General features: G+C 62.5%; 16 protein-coding genes and 4 pseudogenes. 6 read left to right on the top strand and 14 right to left on the bottom strand.

Annotated elements, in window-relative coordinates:
* Positions 1-118: 118 nt before the first annotated feature.
* The 4 genes from C7411_RS24540 (at position 119) to C7411_RS24525 (ending at position 4,260) form a co-directional block, all read left to right on the top strand.
* Positions 119-886 carry a DUF969 domain-containing protein gene (locus tag C7411_RS24540; protein WP_110386629.1) on the top strand — a complete coding sequence of 256 codons (768 nt, stop codon included), beginning with the start codon at positions 119-121 and terminating at the stop codon, positions 884-886.
* Complete coding sequence (locus tag C7411_RS24535) at positions 883-1,836, top strand: DUF979 domain-containing protein (protein ID WP_110386628.1); 954 nt, start codon at positions 883-885, stop codon at positions 1,834-1,836. The genes C7411_RS24540 and C7411_RS24535 overlap by 4 nt, the downstream gene beginning before the upstream one ends.
* An 85-nt stretch (positions 1,837-1,921) precedes the next feature.
* Entirely contained in the window at positions 1,922-2,854 is a 933-nt protein-coding gene (locus tag C7411_RS24530) for a LysR family transcriptional regulator (protein WP_110386627.1), read from the top strand.
* Between the two features lie 302 nt (positions 2,855-3,156).
* Positions 3,157-4,260, top strand: coding sequence for a porin (locus C7411_RS24525; RefSeq protein ID WP_110386626.1), 1,104 nt, complete (start codon positions 3,157-3,159; stop codon positions 4,258-4,260).
* Between the two features lie 287 nt (positions 4,261-4,547).
* On the opposite strand, the gene C7411_RS38405 is transcribed toward C7411_RS24525, so the two are convergent.
* From C7411_RS38405 to C7411_RS24505, 4 genes are all read right to left on the bottom strand, one after another.
* Positions 4,548-4,823, bottom strand: coding sequence for an oxidoreductase (locus C7411_RS38405; RefSeq protein WP_243413327.1), 276 nt, complete (start codon positions 4,821-4,823; stop codon positions 4,548-4,550).
* Positions 4,824-4,878: 55 nt separating this feature from the next.
* Entirely contained in the window at positions 4,879-6,282 is a 1,404-nt protein-coding gene (locus C7411_RS24515; RefSeq protein ID WP_110386625.1) for an NAD-dependent succinate-semialdehyde dehydrogenase, read from the bottom strand.
* A gap of 91 nt (positions 6,283-6,373) precedes the next feature.
* The gene (locus tag C7411_RS24510; protein WP_110386624.1) at positions 6,374-7,180 is read right to left on the bottom strand and encodes a helix-turn-helix transcriptional regulator; all 807 of its coding nucleotides are present in this window, start codon (positions 7,178-7,180) and stop codon (positions 6,374-6,376) included.
* Between the two features lie 442 nt (positions 7,181-7,622).
* A complete protein-coding gene (locus tag C7411_RS24505; RefSeq protein WP_110386623.1) occupies positions 7,623-8,264 on the bottom strand; it encodes a TetR/AcrR family transcriptional regulator in 642 nt (213 codons plus the stop codon).
* A 71-nt stretch (positions 8,265-8,335) separates the two neighbouring features.
* Here C7411_RS24505 and C7411_RS24500 point away from each other — a divergent pair, with 71 nt between their 5' ends.
* Together C7411_RS24500 and C7411_RS37870 are read left to right on the top strand one after the other, a co-directional pair.
* Positions 8,336-9,139: an SDR family oxidoreductase gene (locus C7411_RS24500; RefSeq protein ID WP_110386622.1), complete on the top strand. Its 804-nt coding sequence runs from the start codon at positions 8,336-8,338 to the stop codon at positions 9,137-9,139.
* Positions 9,140-9,146: 7 nt separating this feature from the next.
* Positions 9,147-9,410, top strand: a pseudogene (locus tag C7411_RS37870) (helix-turn-helix transcriptional regulator); the annotation flags it as partial.
* Positions 9,411-9,607: 197 nt separating this feature from the next.
* Here the strand turns inward: C7411_RS37870 and C7411_RS24490 are convergent.
* From C7411_RS24490 to C7411_RS24445, 10 genes and pseudogenes are all read right to left on the bottom strand, one after another.
* A complete protein-coding gene (locus tag C7411_RS24490; protein ID WP_110386688.1) occupies positions 9,608-10,516 on the bottom strand; it encodes a LysR family transcriptional regulator in 909 nt (302 codons plus the stop codon).
* 52 nt (positions 10,517-10,568) lie between these two features.
* Complete coding sequence (locus C7411_RS24485) at positions 10,569-11,138, bottom strand: DUF924 family protein (protein WP_243413326.1); 570 nt, start codon at positions 11,136-11,138, stop codon at positions 10,569-10,571.
* Between the two features lie 17 nt (positions 11,139-11,155).
* Entirely contained in the window at positions 11,156-12,358 is a 1,203-nt protein-coding gene (locus tag C7411_RS24480) for a low temperature requirement protein A (protein WP_243413325.1), read from the bottom strand.
* Positions 12,355-12,624: a hypothetical protein gene (locus C7411_RS24475; protein ID WP_110386619.1), complete on the bottom strand. Its 270-nt coding sequence runs from the start codon at positions 12,622-12,624 to the stop codon at positions 12,355-12,357. Before C7411_RS24475 ends, C7411_RS24480 begins: the two co-directional genes overlap by 4 nt.
* Positions 12,606-13,310 (bottom strand): SDR family oxidoreductase, encoded by a 705-nt coding sequence (locus C7411_RS38395; protein WP_243413324.1) that lies wholly within the window; start codon positions 13,308-13,310, stop codon positions 12,606-12,608. Before C7411_RS38395 ends, C7411_RS24475 begins: the two co-directional genes overlap by 19 nt.
* Positions 13,311-13,756: 446 nt before the next feature.
* Positions 13,757-14,530 (bottom strand): SDR family oxidoreductase, encoded by a 774-nt coding sequence (locus tag C7411_RS24465; RefSeq protein ID WP_110386618.1) that lies wholly within the window; start codon positions 14,528-14,530, stop codon positions 13,757-13,759.
* Between the two features lie 133 nt (positions 14,531-14,663).
* Positions 14,664-14,792, bottom strand: a pseudogene (locus C7411_RS24460) (DUF2274 domain-containing protein); the annotation flags it as partial.
* A pseudogene (locus C7411_RS24455) lies at positions 14,793-15,268 on the bottom strand (DUF308 domain-containing protein); the annotation flags it as partial.
* Positions 15,269-15,335: 67 nt separating this feature from the next.
* The gene (locus C7411_RS24450; RefSeq protein WP_243413323.1) at positions 15,336-15,662 is read right to left on the bottom strand and encodes a hypothetical protein; all 327 of its coding nucleotides are present in this window, start codon (positions 15,660-15,662) and stop codon (positions 15,336-15,338) included.
* Positions 15,663-15,955: 293 nt separating this feature from the next.
* Positions 15,956-16,054 (bottom strand): annotated as a pseudogene (locus tag C7411_RS24445) (SDR family oxidoreductase); the annotation flags it as partial.
* Between the last annotated feature and the right edge of the window lie 323 nt (positions 16,055-16,377).

Below are 16,377 nucleotides of genomic sequence, written 5' to 3'. Positions count from 1 at the left end.
CGGCGGCGGCGCGAGAGCGTATCGGGGAGCGCGCCGCCCCGTCATGCCGTGCCGCCGCAGGCGGCGCGGCGATTCCAACCACCTGCCTGACCAGCCCTAACCGCAAGGAGACCAGACCATGCACCCGGCTGCAGTCAATCTTTATCCTCTGCTCGGCGTCCTCGTGATCATCGCGGGGTTCCTGCTGCGCTTCAATCCGATGCTGATCGTCACCGCGGCGGCCGTCGTCACGGGCTTCGCCGCGCACTTTCCGCTCGAGCGGGTTCTCGAAGCGATCGGCAGCGGTTTCGTGAAGACCCGCGTGATTCCGCTCATCATCCTGCTGCCGCTCGCGGTAATCGGGCTGCTCGAGCGGCACGGCCTGCGCGAGCGCGCGCAGATCTGGATCGGCGGCATCCGCGCGGCGACGCCGGGGCGTCTGTTGATCGCGTATCTGTTCGTGCGCGAGACCACGGCCGGGCTCGGGCTGACGGGCCTCGGCGGCCATCCGCAGATGGTGCGTCCGCTGATTGCCCCGATGGCCGAGGGCGCCGCGCAAACGCGCTTCGGCAAGCTCGGCGACACCGAGCGTTACCGCATCCGCGCGTTCTCCGCCGCGACCGACAACGTGGGGCTGTTCTTCGGCGAAGACATCTTCGTCGCGTTCGGCGCGATCGTGCTAATGGTGACGTTTCTGAAGGAATCGGGCATCGCGGTCGAGCCGATGCACGTCGCGGTATGGGGCATGCCGACCGCGCTCGCCGCGTTCATTGTGCAAAGCGTGCGCCTTCATCGCCTCGACGGCTGGCTCGCGCGCCGCTGCGGCGGCAGCGCCCCTCAACATCAGCAGGAGAGCGATGCGAGCGTCGAGCTCGCCGCCGCGCCGGCTCAAGGAGATCGCGCATGATTTCGCTCACCTGGTTTTTCTGGCTGCTCGGCGTGCTGCTGTTCGTGATCGGCGGCGTCATCGTCAGCGACCGCGACCACCCGAAGCGCTGGCTCGCGGGCGGCTTCTGGATGTTGTACGGCGTCGTGTTCCTCGCGGGCGACGTGCTGCCGAGCGCGGTAACAGGCGTGATCGTCATCGTGATGGCGCTCGTCGCGGGCTTCGGCGGCGTGACCGGCGCGAAGCCGCGCGTGCGCGGCGAGGCCGAGTTGCGCGAACGGGCAAAGCAGCTCGGCAACCGGCTCTTCGTGCCCGCGCTGACGATTCCGGCGGTCACCGTCGTCGGCACGCTGCTGTCCGCGCATCTGGTATTCGGCAGCCACGCGCTTTTCGATCCGAAGAACGTCACGCTCGTGTCGTTCGGGATCGGCTGCATCGTCGCGTTGGCGCTCGCGTGCCGGCTCACGCACGATACCGTCGGCCAGTCGATCCGCGAAACGCGGCGCCTCATCGACGCGCTGTCGTGGGCGGTCGTGCTGCCGCAACTGCTGGGCATGCTGGGGCTCGTGTTCGCCGATGCGGGCGTCGGCAAGGCGGTGGCGCACCTGAGCACCACCTACATCGATCTGGACCACCGCTTCGTAGCGGTCGCGGTGTACTGCATCGGGATGGCGCTCTTCACCGTTATCATGGGCAACGGCTTCGCCGCGTTCCCGGTGATGACGGGCGGAATCGGCGTGCCGGTGCTGGTCGGCGTGTTCCATGGCAACCCTGCCACCATGGCGGCAATCGGCATGTTCTCCGGTTATTGCGGTACCCTGCTCACGCCGATGGCGGCCAACTACAACATCGTACCGGCCGCCCTGCTCGAGCTGCCCGACAAATACGGCGTAATTCGCGCGCAGGTGCCTACCGCGCTCATCCTGCTGGCCGTCAACATCGTGCTGCTCAATACACTGATGTTCGCCTGAGCGCTCGCCGCTGAGGTCGGCGCGCGCGGGCCGACATGCAGCAGGGGCGCCGGCGCCCCTGCTTGCCTCAGGAGAAACAGACGACGTGAACCTAAAGTTTCTGGAAACATTCATCTGGGTGGCGAAGCTGCACAGCTTCAGCCTTGCGGCCGACAAGCTCCATTCGACTCAGGCTGCGATTTCGAGCCGAATTCTCGCGCTCGAGCAGCAACTCGGCGTCAAGCTGTTCGCGCGCGACCCGAAGGGCACGCGGCTCACGCGCGCCGGCGAACGCGTGCTGATGTACGCGGAGCAGGTCAGCGAATCGATGACGCGGTTACGCGCGTCGGTACATGACGAAAAGCTTGCGTTCGGCACGATCCGCATCGGCGCGATGGACAGCGCGATCCACTCGTGGTTCGTCGATTTCGTCGCCGACGTGATGGAGCAGTACCCGAACCTCGACATCGAGGTCGTCACCGAGACCGCGCTCACGCTCAACGAGCAGTTGCGCCGCGGGATGCTCGATCTCATCATCCAGACCGACATGCTGCGCGACGAGACGATCCGCAGCGTCGAACTGCTCGAGTTGCCGTTCGGCTGGATCGCGGCGGCCGATTCGCCGCTCGCAACCGAACCCCCTGCCGCCTCGCCGGCGGCCGCGTTGCGCCGGCTCGCGGAGGGGCGTCTCATCACATACTCGCGCCATTCGCGCCCGCACCAGGATTTGATGCGGCTGATGCAGTCGTACGGGATCGGCGAGTCGCGCGTGAGCTGCGTGAATTCGGTGGCCGCGATGGCCAAGCTGATCCAGGCGGGCTTCGGCGTGGCCGCGATGCCACCGGCGATGGTGCCCGACCTGCTGAAACAAGGCGTGCTGTGCGAATTGAAAGGCATAGAAGTGCCGCCGCCGATGCCGTTCGTCGTTGCGTGGCGCGACGGCACCGACTGGACCGAGCGCCTCGTCGAAGTCGCGATCGGCACGATTCGCCGCTATGCGGAGCGACTTGGCGAACAGGCGGCACGCGTGATCGTGTAGTGCGCACAGCATCGCGAGCGCATCGCGGCGATGCTTTACGGTGTGCTTTACGGTGTGCTTTACGGTGTGTTTTGTGGTGCGCTTTGTGGCGGTTTCCAGTGCATTTTGCGGCACCGTTGCGTGCACAGCGGTCCTATTCGCACCGCGATGTCTCATGCGAATTCCTTATCCGGACGATTTAATTTTCTTGCTCGACCTCACGCGCCGATGAACCGACGATTCCGCTTGCCGGAAAACGGTGGCGCTGAACGACGGGGTACTTCGGCGGCGTCGGGAAGAACTGCAGAACGATAAGGACCACTATGAACATCAAAAGCTTCGCATGTGGGGCGGCGCTCGCGCTGACCTGCGGGGGTGCGTGGGCGCAGTCGAGCGTCACGCTGTATGGGCTCATCGACGAGTCGATCCGCTTTCAGAGCAACCCGGGCGGCAATAGCCTCGGTCTGAACGAAGGCGCGATCAACGGCACCCGCTGGGGCCTGAAAGGCTCCGAAGATCTAGGCGGTGGATTGAAAGCGATCTTTCAGCTCGAATCGGGCTTCAATGTCGGCACCGGCAAGTTCGATCAGCAAGGCCAGTTGTTCGGCCGCTTCGCGTGGGTGGGGCTGCAAAGCGACACGTGGGGCGCACTGAAGCTCGGCCGCCAATACGGCGGCATCTACAGCTTCTACGCTTTCAACTTCGACCCGCTCGGCGGCGGCAACATCAACGCGACCGACTGGTCGCTGTTCCTGACCGGCATCCGCTTCGACAACACGGCCCAATACGAAAACCGTTTCGGCCCGGTGTCGTTGCAGGCGCAACGCTCGTTCGGCGGACAGCCCGGCAGCAACTCGGCGGGCAGCACGACCAGCGCGTCGCTGATCTACAACTTCACGGGCGGCAAGGCGGGCATTGCCGGCGCGCAGTCGAAGGACGGTGCCGGACACAAGCTGCTGGTCGGCTCGGCGGGCGGCACCTACGCGTGGGGTCCGGTGGGCCTCTACCTGTACACGATCGACGCGCGTCGCGACGCCGGCTTCTCGGTCGCCGCATCGGGCACCACCGGCCCGCTCGCGAACACCAACATCATCAGCAACGTAACGACCGCCGCGGGCCCGCAGACGTCGGCGCGCAACGACCTGTTCGTGCGCGTCGGCACGAGCTGGCAGCCGACCACGCAATGGCGCTTCATCGCGTCGTATGCGTACGACCATGCGAACAACGTCTCGCCCGGCAAGACCGGCTCGATCCAGACCGTGTACGGCATTGCCGACTACATCCTCTCGAAGCGCACTGACGTGTATCTGGAAGTCGACCACAGCCACCTGTCGGGCGCGTCGGTCAAGGATCCGAACGGGCCGCTCGCGCTCGGCGGCGAAGCGAACCAGTTCGGCGCCAGCCTGAGCCTGCGCACGCTGTTCTGATGCGCGCGGCGGCGCGCCGTTCGGTCGGACGGCGCGCCGTATCACATCGCTTTCTCTCGCGGCAATCGTCCGTTTCAAGGGCGCCTCTCGCGAGCGCGCCTCTCGCCTCTCGCCTCCCGCACAGCGTCGCCACACGCTTCGCAATCCCGCTTACGACTTCGTCTGTGCGCGCCGGCGTCATCACCGCGTCAGCCATTGTGTGAATTATGGCGAACCTGCGGCTCTCACCGATCCGCAGCAGGCGCCCGAACCGGATCGCAGGCCGCGGCAGCCGCCGCGCGCACGCGTCACGACCCCCAACGAGTCGATGCGAATCCCCGACCCTCGCGCAACGCGCGAGCGGCGGCGGACGAGCAGATCCCTGCCCCAAGGAGCAACGTGATGATGCCGTCATCAAGCAGACTGGACCCGAGCCGCGCGCAGCAATCGTCCCTTTCTTCGGCCGACACGCCGGTATCGTCCGCGCGGCTCCTCGTCATCGGCGCCATGACGATGCGGTTCTTCAGCTTCAGGCGGCCGAGGGTGACCGGCTGCAGTAGCGGACTGGTAGAAAACGTATTCACGATTTCGATCCTTTGCTGACTTCGACGATGAATGGGCAACGGAAGCGGCGGCGAATCAACCGACCGTTTTGGCCCAGACTGTCTGGGCGTTGGTGAACTCGCGCAGGCCGAAATGCGACAGCTCGCGTCCGTAGCCGCTCTTCTTCACCCCGCCCACGGGAATTCGCGGGTTCGAAGCAGAAAAGCCGTTGATGAACACGCCCCCTGTTTCCAGTCGACGCGCGATTCGCTGAGCGCGCGCGACATCGCCCGTCCAAAGGCTTCCGCCGAGGCCGTAGTCGCTGGCATTGGCGAGTTCGATGGCCTGCCCGGCGTCTTCGGCGATCGTGATCGCGGCAACCGGCCCGAACGTCTCCTCGTCGAACGCGGCCATGCCGGGGGCGACATTCGCGAGAACCGTTGGCGCGTAGAAGTTGCCGATTCCTTCGATTTTCTTGCCGCCGAGAAGCAGCGTCGCTCCCGCCTCGAGCGTGCGTTCCACCTGCCGGTGCAGTTCGTCGCGCAAATCGGCGCGCGCCATCGGTCCGATCGTCGTCGACGGATCGAGCGGATCCCCCACCTTGATCTGCTTGGCGGCCGCGACGAATTTGCGTGTGAATTCTTCCGCGATGGGCTTTTCGACAATGAAGCGCTTGGCCGCGAGACAGACCTGACCGGCGTTCTGGAAACGCGCCTCGATCGCGGCTTTGACGGCGAGATCGATGTTCGCGTCGGCCAACACGATGAATGCGTCGGCACCACCGAGTTCCAGCAAGCTCTTCTTGAGCACCTTCCCGGCAATCGACGCGACGGCCGCCCCCGCGCGCATGCTGCCCGTCAACGTGACCGCGGCAACGCGCGGATCTTCGATCACGTGAGCGACCGTCTCGTTGTCGGCATTCAGGTTCGCAAACAACCCGACTGGAAATCCGGCGCCCTCGTAGACGTCTTGCAACGCATACGCCGATCCCATCACATTGGGTGCGTGCTTCAGGATGAATCCGTTGCCCGACAGCATGATCGGTGCGGCGGCACGAATGACTTGCCAGAGCGGAAAGTTCCACGGCATGACCGCGAGGATGGAACCGATAGGCAGAAAGGAAACATGGACGTGGTCATCGCCCTCCACTGGTGCTGGTTCGTCGGCGAGAATGGCGGGACCGTGCCCGGCGATCCAGTCGATCGTGGCGGCACACTTTTCGACCTCCGCGCGCGCGGCGGCAAGCGTCTTGCCCATTTCCGCGGTAATCAGCGCCGCCAGCGCTTCGGATCGGTCACGCAGCGCCGCGGACAATCGGCGATAGGTCGCAACGCGCTCTGTCATCGGCGTTGCGCGCCAGAGCCGGTAGGCCGCGGCGTTGTCCTCGAGCATGCGTTCGACCTCGTCCTGCGTCTGGAACGCATAGCTGCCGATTAGCTCGCCGGTCGCAGGGTTACGCGAGATCGCGCCATGGGTGAAGGGGGTGTTCGGATTAGACATGTTTGCCTCCGTGACAGTAAGGACAGTAGAAATCGCTGCACTGGCGTCACTGTAGGCAAATCGGATCGCGCGAATAAGGCGTCTTGTGATCCTATGAGCCGGAGTCCCCGGCAGAGTGTCTGGGGATGTAGGTCACGAGCGACAGATCCGGCCTTCCCGCGGGGGTCAGCGCCACGTAGGTGAACTCGATGTGGCCGCCTGCCGGATGGCGAAGCCGCTTCTCGCCCTCGTCGAAGCCTTTCACGTCGGTGTCTTGCCACCACGCACGAAACTCGGCACTCAATGTCGAAAGCTCGTCGATGAGGCGGTCGAATGGCGCCTTGTCCTGTGCCTGGGCCCGCGCGGCCCGAAAGTTGGAAATCATGCCTCGCGACATCTGCTCCCAATCGAGAATCAGCGTGCGGTAGGGCTTGTAAAGAAAGAGTAAGCGAAGCGTATTGCGCTCGTGCGGCTGCAGCGATCCATAGTCGACAAATAGATCGGCGATGGCATCGTTCCAGGCGAGGACGTCGAGCCGCGTGTTGCGTACGTAGGCCGGCACGTTGATGGATTGAACGAGCAGTTCGAGGCCCTCACTCACGCCGCTTCCGGTCGCGATCTGTGGAAGCTCGCGGGAGGACAGGGCGAAGAGGTGCGCTGATTCCACAGGATTGAGCTTGAGCACGCGGGCGATCCGGCGCAGCGCATCGGCCGACGGCTGAATATCGCGTCCCTGCTCGAGCCAGGTGTACCAACTGACGCTGACGCCCGCGAGCACAGCGACTTCTTCGCGACGCAGGCCTGGCGTACGGCGAGGACCGTCCGGCAGACCGAATGCGGCGGGCTGCAGACGACCGCGCCGGTTCGAAAGAAACGCACCCAGCTCGCGTCGCTGTTCAGGAGACGGTCTTCTTGACATAGGCGTCGAATCGCGAAACCCGGCGTACGTGCCGAGAACTCATGCATTGTATTGGAAGTGCTTGTTGATTTGCACGGAAGTCCGAGCCACGATGAGCGGCCCCCCGAGCGAACCTCCACAGCCCTCCAGTCCAGGTCCGCTTCAGGCCCGATCGCGGCCATGCGGCCTGTTTAAACCGAAAAGCAGTTACTGACAAAGTGCATCAAATAGTGCGCAGTTGCTTACGCGGCATACCGAACGCGCTTTTCCTTGAACAGGTTTCGGATCACGTCAGGCTCTCTATGAACGCGTCCCGTTTTGCAACAGTTTTCGTGTGTTCAGACTAACAGGATGGGCTGCAGCCTGACCGGTGCGATGCTGTGGATCGCGATGCAGGTAACGCCGACAGCGGACAAAGTCGTAGCACTTGTCAGCGTACAGTTTGCCCGGGCGCTTGCGGAGCTCACCATTCAGTCCCGACACCGGCCTGCTCAAGATAGGACTTGCACATCAAGATCAGCTGCTTTTGCACAGCATGCCTTTCGTCATCAGGAAGATTGCGCTCAAACACGCTTCGGACTGTGCCGAAAATCGTGGTGAGAAGCGTCAGATTTATGACGGACAGATCGACGAAAGCGACGTCAGCCGCGCTCGCGAACATCGCTGCCGTCGCGGCGTTGACGCGACACGCGAAGGCTTCGATCATGGACTCGTTATCAAGCTCGACAACGGATCGATAGAGGACTCGGGTCACGTCAGCCCGTTCGTTCTTGGCGTCCCAATAGGTCGTCACAAGTGTTTCGACCATCTGGCTGATCGGTGCGCCATGGAGCGCCCGGCAGGCGTATTCGATCTTTTCGGCCAGCACATCCAGATAGTGCTGGTTCAGGCCATAGAACAGCGCCTGCTTGTGTGGGAAGTACTGATACAGGGTTCCCACCGAGACGCCAGCCCGCTCAGCGACGCGTGTTGTTGTCAGACGACGGGGGCCAACGGCCAGCAAAACCTGAATAGTTGCCTCGAAAATGACGTTCAACGTCGCCGCCGCACGCGCCTGACGCGGCTTTTTCCGGGGTGTTAGGTGGGCAGGAGGCTTCGACGCCATACGCGAATTCACAAACGAAACGATCCTCTATATCTTGCTTGTATTGACACCGCACCCTGGAAGGATCGTTCATGACCGGCAGTAACCGCATCGCACTCGTCACTGGCGCCAACAAAGGCATTGGGCTGGAAATCGCCCGTCAGCTTGCGCAAGCTGGAACTTTGGTCATTATCGGCGCGCGAGATCCCGGGCGAGCTGATGGTGCGCTCAAAAACCTCACATCTCAAGGGTTGAAGGTTCAATCGGTTCTGATTGACCTTAACAAACCGTCAAGCATTCTAGCCGCCGCCGAAACGATTCGCGTGGAACACGGCAAGCTCGACATTCTCGTCAACAATGCGGGCATTGTTGACGCAGAAGATGGTCCACCGACTTCATCCTCACCCGATGCCGTTCGCAGAATACTGGATACCAACTTCGTCGGCACCCTGGCTGTGACACAAGCGATGCTGCCGCTACTGCGTCAATCGCAGGCGGCACGGATCGTCAATCTGTCCAGTTCGTTGGGTTCTCTGACGCTCAACGGGGACCCAGCGTCGCCCTACTATGCCGCGCGACTGATCGGCTATAACGCTTCCAAGGCCGCGCTCAACATGCTTACTGTCCAGCTCGCCGAAGAACTGAAGGAAACGGCGATCGTGGTGAACTCCGTGAGCCCGGGCTACGTAAAAACCGATCTGACCGGCCACAGCGGTTTCATGACCGCCGAAGAGGGTGCGAAGCTGCCAGTGAGATATGCGTTACTCGGCGAGGGGCCGTTTCCGGCAAGTTCGTCGGGCCGAACGGCGAAACACCGTGGTAAAAAATTCGGTCACCATTCGCGGCTCCGGACGACTGCTACCGGCCTGGGAACAGTCGCTGGCCCGCCTACCTGACCGACCGTTCCTGGTCCGTTTCAGCCGTACGATCGGCCTACGGCCCATGGAGTATCTTCTGGCCTGGCGCATGGCATTGGCCAGGCGGCTGTTGGACAGACACGATCTTGATATTGATCAGATAGCCGAGCGCGTTGGCTACAGCTCGGCCAGCACCTTCAGCGTTGCTTTCGCGCGCCACGCAGGTATTCCGCCAGCTCGCTACGCTCGGATTCGCCCCAATGGACGCAACGCGTCCGGAATGGCAGACGATATAAACAACCAACGCTAACAAGCTGGGGGGTGCCAGAACAGGCTCCTGTGACGAGCGCGAGTTGGGCGTGGTTTCCCACCTTTACGCCACGTGACCCTGGCCCACAAAACTGTCCCAGTTGAAAGTGGAAAATTCCGGCATGACGTTGTCATCGACGGAGCAGCCCCTTAAAGACCGGACACGGTCTCCTATTCAAAATAGCTACGGAGCGCCCGTCATGCTTGCATATGGCTGCGCATCAGTTCCTCAAACCAGTCCAGGAAGATTGCCAGCCGCCGCGAGCGCTGGCGGCGGTGCGGATAGACTAATGAAACCGGCATGGGCGCCGCGCGATAGGCAGGCATGACCTCGACCAGCTCCGCAGCATCGAGCAGATGCTGGACATCGAAGCGAGGGATCTGGATCAATCCCAGCCCCGCACGGCAGCACGCGATGTAGCTTTCCGCGTTGTTCACCACCACCTGGCTTGGCACGTCCACCACGCGCCCTGCACCGTTTTCCGATATGTACTCCCAAGGCTGCTCACGCCCAGTCGTGGGTGATGCATACCCCACCATCCAGTGCCGCGAAGTCAGATCATCGGGCCGTTCCGGCGCAGCATGTTCCCGCAAGTAGGCGGGACTGGCGCAATTGATCAGGGCAATCGCGCCCAGAGGCCGCACCACCAGGCTGCTCTCATGCAGCGTGCCAACGCGCACAGCACAGTCAACGCCCTCCTGAACGAGATCGACGACGCGGTCGCTGGAACCCAGCATGAGACGCAATCGCGGGTGTCGCCGCAGAAGCGTGGGCAACGCCGGTGCAATCACCCGCCGGGCGATGCGGCTGGGCACGTCGATCCGGAGTTGTCCCGAGACCTGACGCTGGCTGACCTGGAACATCAGGTCGATGTCCTCCAGAGCAGCGAGCAACGGGCGAACGCGCTCAAGCAATTGCGACCCCTCAAAGGTCAGGTGGACCTGGCGCGTGGTCCGATGCAGCAACCGGGTGCCCACCTGGGTCTCCAATTGCTGGACGGCGGCCGAGACCGACGCACGGGGGACGTCCAGCACATGCGCTGCCTTGATGAAACTGCCCATCTCCGCGACCTGGACGAAGATGCGGTATTGGTCGAGTCTGTCCATCATCCTACCCTGGAGATTGTCCGTCTGGACAAAGCTGAGCATGCCGCCCGGTTCAACCCGCAAAACCGCCTTGATCCAGGAACGCCTGTTCCATCACCGTAGTCGGGCGTCCCAACAAGATATTGCGATGAGGAAACCGCCCAAATCGCTCGATGATGGCCCGATGCCCTAACGCATGGCCTAGCCATGGCGGCCCAATCCCCCTATGCAGGGTGACCGATCGATGCTGGTCATCCAGGTTTTCGGAATGGGCAAACGGCAAGTAGAAGAATAATCGCAACTCCGGCTCGACCCGCATATCCAGCCCGGCATCAACAGCCAGTCCAGCTACCGCCCTCGCCTGTGCATCGCTGGCATACATCCGAGCCGTACCCCGAAACGCGTTGCGCGGGAACTGGTCCAGCAGGATCAGCAACGCCAGTGCGCCGTCGGGGGTGCCGGTCCAATGATCGAAGTTGCCCGCGACAGCGGCGCAATGCGTCCGCAGGAATCGCTCACGGAACCGGACATCGAACTCCGGCGCCTGGCTGAACCAATCCGACTGGGCGGCACGCCAGAACTCGACGATGGCACCGGGGCTGACACTCGCGTTCCGGTCGGCACCTGCCAGGTGAGAATTCACGCTTCGTTGCATGGCGGTCAATTGCCAGCCGCTCTGCGACCGTGGCTACCCACGCGCATTTCCCAGCCGGCGACGGCAAGCATGATCGCCAACGTCAACCCGCCCATCGCCAACAGGCTGGTCGTTCGCGCCACCGACAACAGCGCCAGCAATGCAACGGTCCCCGCCACGTGCGACCACGGCACCATCCCGTACACGACCCCCTTGTATACCGCGCTGCCCAGCAGGTAGATCGCCGGCCCGGCAATCAGTATCGCAGTCTGCGCGGAGTCCGGACGGCCGTGCGGATGCGCCATCACCAAATCGTTGCCGACCGCCGATGCGATGATGCCGGCCACCAGGATGGCGTGGATGTAATGGAAATGGGCCCCCATGCGTCCCGGATCGGTCGAGTGCGCGATGGCGGCGGTGGCGTCCTTGCTGGACGTGCCGAAGTACAGCCACCATAACGCCAGCGTGCCGATGAAGGTGGCCAGCAAGGCCAGCAATGTCGCGCTGTCCCACGTGGGCGTGTCCGCGAGCGCCGCACCGCTGGCGAGAAGCGTTTCGCCCAGCGCCACGATCACGAACAACTGGCAACGCTCGGCCAGATGGCCGCTTTCGATCGTCCAGTCGTGCGTCTGCGATCGCCCCAGTCCAGGCAGCGCAAAGCCGAACATCGGCGATACGTATTCGCACAGCACGGCAACGGACCACCACGCAATCCGCGCGCCGTGGTCGAGCAAACCGCCGGCAATCCAGAATACGGCAGCAATGCAAACCCAGCCGAGCATGCGCCGGTAGTTGGGCGATAGCGGGTGCGAGAACGACAGTTGCAGCACGACGAATGCGGTCCGCCCGACCTGCATCGTCGCGTAGCTGCTGGCGAACAGGAGCCCGCGCTCGCCAAAGGCCTGGGGAATGCTGGCGGCCATCGCCAACCCCAGCAGCATGGTGACGAACAGCAGGCCACGGATGCGCGGCGTTTCCGGATCGAACCAGTTGGTAACCCAACACGTGTACTGCCAACCCAGCCATACCGCAAACCACAGGACGAGCGCCTCCGCGACCCCGATCGGGTTCAGGTGGTGCAACAGTTGGTGGCTCAGTTGGGTGACGGCGAAGACGTAGACCAGATCGAAGAAAAGCTCTTCATAGCCGACCCTGGCGTGGTGCCCGTCGCGATGGCGCAGCAGCGGATGGCGTGCCACAGACGCGGGTTCATGCATCGGATAGCTCATGCGTGTGACAGGCGCCAGATGACCAACGCGGCGAACGCTGCGGGTACCAGAAAGACGACCAGGAGGATCGGAAATTCTTCGCGGACGCCGTAGCCCGCGTGGCTGACACCGATCCACAGGTTGACGATCGCAACGATCAGCCAAATTGGCACGAAAACCTTTGCCGCCATGGCCATGCCGGCGGCATTGCCGCCCCAAAGCCAGCCGAACAGCACGAACACGCCCTGCAGGACCAGCCCGCCGACGATCACCAGCAGCATGTGCATGTCTCATTCTCCTTCCGGCAGGGACTGCCGCCGTACCCTACGAAAATGCGCTCAGGCGCGCGGCAATGTCCTTCCCGGCGTACGGCGGGAACACATCGAGGACCCGGTCCGGATTGCCGATCAACAGCGACTTGACGTTGCTCAACGCATCGAAGCCGGCCTTTCCGTAGTACTTGCCCATACCGCTGTAACCAACGCCGTCGCGTCGGCGCCATCAGCTCCTTCAGGTTCTCGCGGTAATAGCGGATCACGCCCAGCGGAACGGTGATTTCGAATAGTTGCTCGAAGGGCGGCTTGCCGAAGTCCCGATGGAGCGCCGCGCAGAATTCACCCTGGTGTTCGCGCAACATCCGCTCCATGCGGTTGATTGGCGAAACGATTCCGCCATTGATGTAACTGGTGGTGCCAGTCATCCAACGCGCCTCGGGTGAGACCAGGAACAATGCCAGTCCCGTGACGTCGACGATGTTCCCAAGGCCTCCGTCAATCGACATCGATCGCAGCCACGCGATGTTCTCGTCTGACTCGGCCGGATAGAAGAACGACGTATCAAGCGGTCCGGGCGCAATGCAATTGACTGTGATGCCCCGTCCCCCGAGTTCCCAGGCAAGTGCCTTGCTGAAATGCTCCAAAGGTGCCTTGCTACCTGCATATCCCGCATAGGTAGGTGCGAAGGCCGCGACCATGGTGGCCCGTGCCCGCGCACAACCGCAGTTGTCTCTTCCGCCTGGCCGCTCTTCGAAGCCGAGTTGTAGTGAATCAACACGTCGGCGCCTTCCTGCGCCAACAATTCCGCCAGCGCATTGCCGACATTGGCAGATGCCCCCACGACGATCGCGGTCTTGCCAACGAACCGGCGTGCGCCCGTGCTTGTCGCGGAGGGAAATGTCTTGCGCACTTCCTGGTGTGTGATGGCAACCATCTGAAAACTCCTGATGAAAGTTGGATAGTCGTACCGTCATCCCCGCCATGCAGGCGCGAGACGGCTCGGGGATGAACGAACCACGCCATGCAACAAAGCCGGGCGCTGCACTACCGCGATGTGTGCCTTCGCCGATGGTCGCATTACACGGCGACGCCCTTCCCGGTACGGAAGGAAAGGCGACAACCGATGCACTGGCCTGCGGATCGTTTATTTGGTGGTATACCCGCCATTGATCAGGATGGTCTGCCCGGTGATCCACCATCCGTCGCTGACCAGGTGGCGGATGAAGGGCACCACGTCCTGGATGTCGGTGAGGCCCGTCTTGGAAAACGGCGACAGTGCAGCGGCGGTCTTGTGGTAGGCCACCGCATCGACGCCTTCGGCTGGATAGAAGAAAGGAGTATCCATCGGCCCCGGGCCGACTGCCGTCACCGAAATGCCACGTGCACCGAATTCCTTCGCAGCCGCGCGGGTATAGTGCTCCACCGGTGCCTTGGTCCCGGCATAGGCCGCATAGAACGGTGTGAATGCCCCCAGCAGCGATGTCACAAGGGTCACGATCTTGCCGTTGTCGTTGACGTGCCTGCCCGCCTCCCTGAGGAAGAAGAAGGCGGACTTGGAATTGACCGCGGTCATCTCGTCGTATTCGGCTTCGGTGATTTCCGTGAACGGCTTTTTCAGGACCTTGCCTACCGTGTTGATGGCAATGTCCGGCTTGCCCACGGCCGCAATCGCGTCGGCGAACAGTTTTTCAACAGCCGCCGCGGTCGTGAGGTTGGCCTGGATCGCCACCGCCTGCGCGCCTGCAGCCTTGATTGCGGCGATGGTGGCCTCGGCGTCGGCCTGGCTCGCGGCGCTGTTGTAATGCACTGCCACCGCCTTGGCACCCTGCTGCGCAAGGTCACGCGCGATCAGGCCACCGAGGTTCTTGGCACCGCCGGCAATCAGGACAACCTTGCCTTGGATGGAATGGTCCGCCATGAGTATCTCCTTCAAGATTCGTTGGAATCTCGAGAGTAGACAACCCATGCCGGCAGATAAACCGCCTGCTTCTGGATGGATAATCCAGAGAATCGATCCAATTGGCGCGCATTGGTCAGCCCGCCCACACGCCTTACGCCTTGCGCTGCTTGAATCCCCGATTCCCGTCCATAAGCGCCATGTGCGGAATCAGCGTCGCCGTATCGACTGCCTCGCCGCAGGTTTGTGCGTGCCGCGCGACATAGCGGTCGAGATCGGCTTTCGGCAGCGTGCCCGCGTAGTGTGTCGGGTACGGTTGATAGAAAAACACCGCGATCAGAATCTCGAAGACGCCCCATGCGAATGCGGCCTTCCAGCGGCGATACCGGACGATCCATGCGGCGATACACTCAGCAACCCATCGACGAGAAATAGCGTTCCGAAGATCATCGACAGGATCAGGTTGCCGTGATGGTGTCCGGCAAAGATCAGCATCGAGGCGGTAACGACCGCAATGCCTTTCACGTAGCGCAGCGCGCGTTGCCCGCCGACGCCGGTCCAGGCAACCGCGAGCGTCGCCAGCCCTTCGAGCAGGAACAGCCACGCGAACAACGTAATGGGGAAATGCATCGCTCCATCGAGCGCGTCGCCGAACACGACGAGCCCCGCGACCACCCACGCAACGCCGATCCAGAAAATCGCTGTCGCACGCGTACGCAGATAGTCGACGCCCAGCAACAGCATGACCAGTCTCACCATGATCCATTACCTTGTCGTCGCCGGCCGCGTGATACGAATGTTGCGAGCCGGCGGCCTCGCGTGTGCTTCATTTCGCGAGCGCCCGTACGAGCGGCAGGGACGCGCGGGTCGCGGCCGAAAAATCGCCGTCGATCGCCGTGCCCGGCGGACGTCGAATCAGGCTCGCCGACTTCAGCGCGTCGAACGGTATCGACACGTCGAGCAAACCAGGATCGTACCCGTATCGGTCCGCAAAGCCACTCAGCAACACCTTCCAGCTGTATCCGACGTCGGGCGAAACTGCCCTGACGTGACGCAGAATGTGTGCGATCGCCTCGGTCGACCAGCGCGACACAACCAGATCGACCGTCGTCACCGCATCGAGCGCGAACGTGACGTCGTAGTAGGCAGGCATGTAGTCTTCGCGCGTCCGGTATCTGAAGTTGCGCACGTCGCGCACGATGACCTGCGACCCACACCATTCGACACGCGCAGCACATGCATACTCCGGCACCCAGCGCGATGCCATTTCGGAGGCGTGACGATCACTCGCGGCGACCTGTTAGCGATTCTATTTCAATCTGGAACGCCTTTTTTTCAGGAATTTCAGCAAAGAAAATGAAAAGCGGCGCCTGAACCCGCCGCTCCGACGCCCCATGTCCACTCAGACCTCGGCCGCGAATACGCGTCGAATGTGCGCACGGCGTGTTACTTCGTCGTGTACCCTCCGTTGATCAGGATGGTCTGACCGGTGCACCAGCCGTCGCTAACCAAGTGGCGGATGAAGGGTACGACGTCCTCGATCTCTCATCGCGATCGCCTGAAGGCTGTACTATTCAATACTACCAGGCATCGCTTCGCCGTAAATAGATTTGTGACACAGTAAGATTCAGGCTAACCAAGCATGTAGGTCAGCTTGACGGTCTGCGTACGAGTACATGAACTACCTCCACGTAGTCCAGGTTTTCGTCCGCGCCCCCCAAGGGTCAAATCTAGACGCTCGCCAACCATCAGTTCACTCAATGGCTATTGCTGACCCAGCTTGATGTTGCGCATCGTACCCGGGTTGTTCACGAGGGTGTCCAGCAACGGAAACCGGTCCGAAACGGTCTCGTACTGCTCTGCAATTG

This window comes from Paraburkholderia silvatlantica (assembly GCF_003096715.1).
GTDB classification, from domain to species: Bacteria; Pseudomonadota; Gammaproteobacteria; order Burkholderiales; family Burkholderiaceae; genus Paraburkholderia; species Paraburkholderia silvatlantica.
Note: the sequence above shows the minus strand (reverse complement) of the source record. Positions and strands in the feature narration are given on the sequence as shown.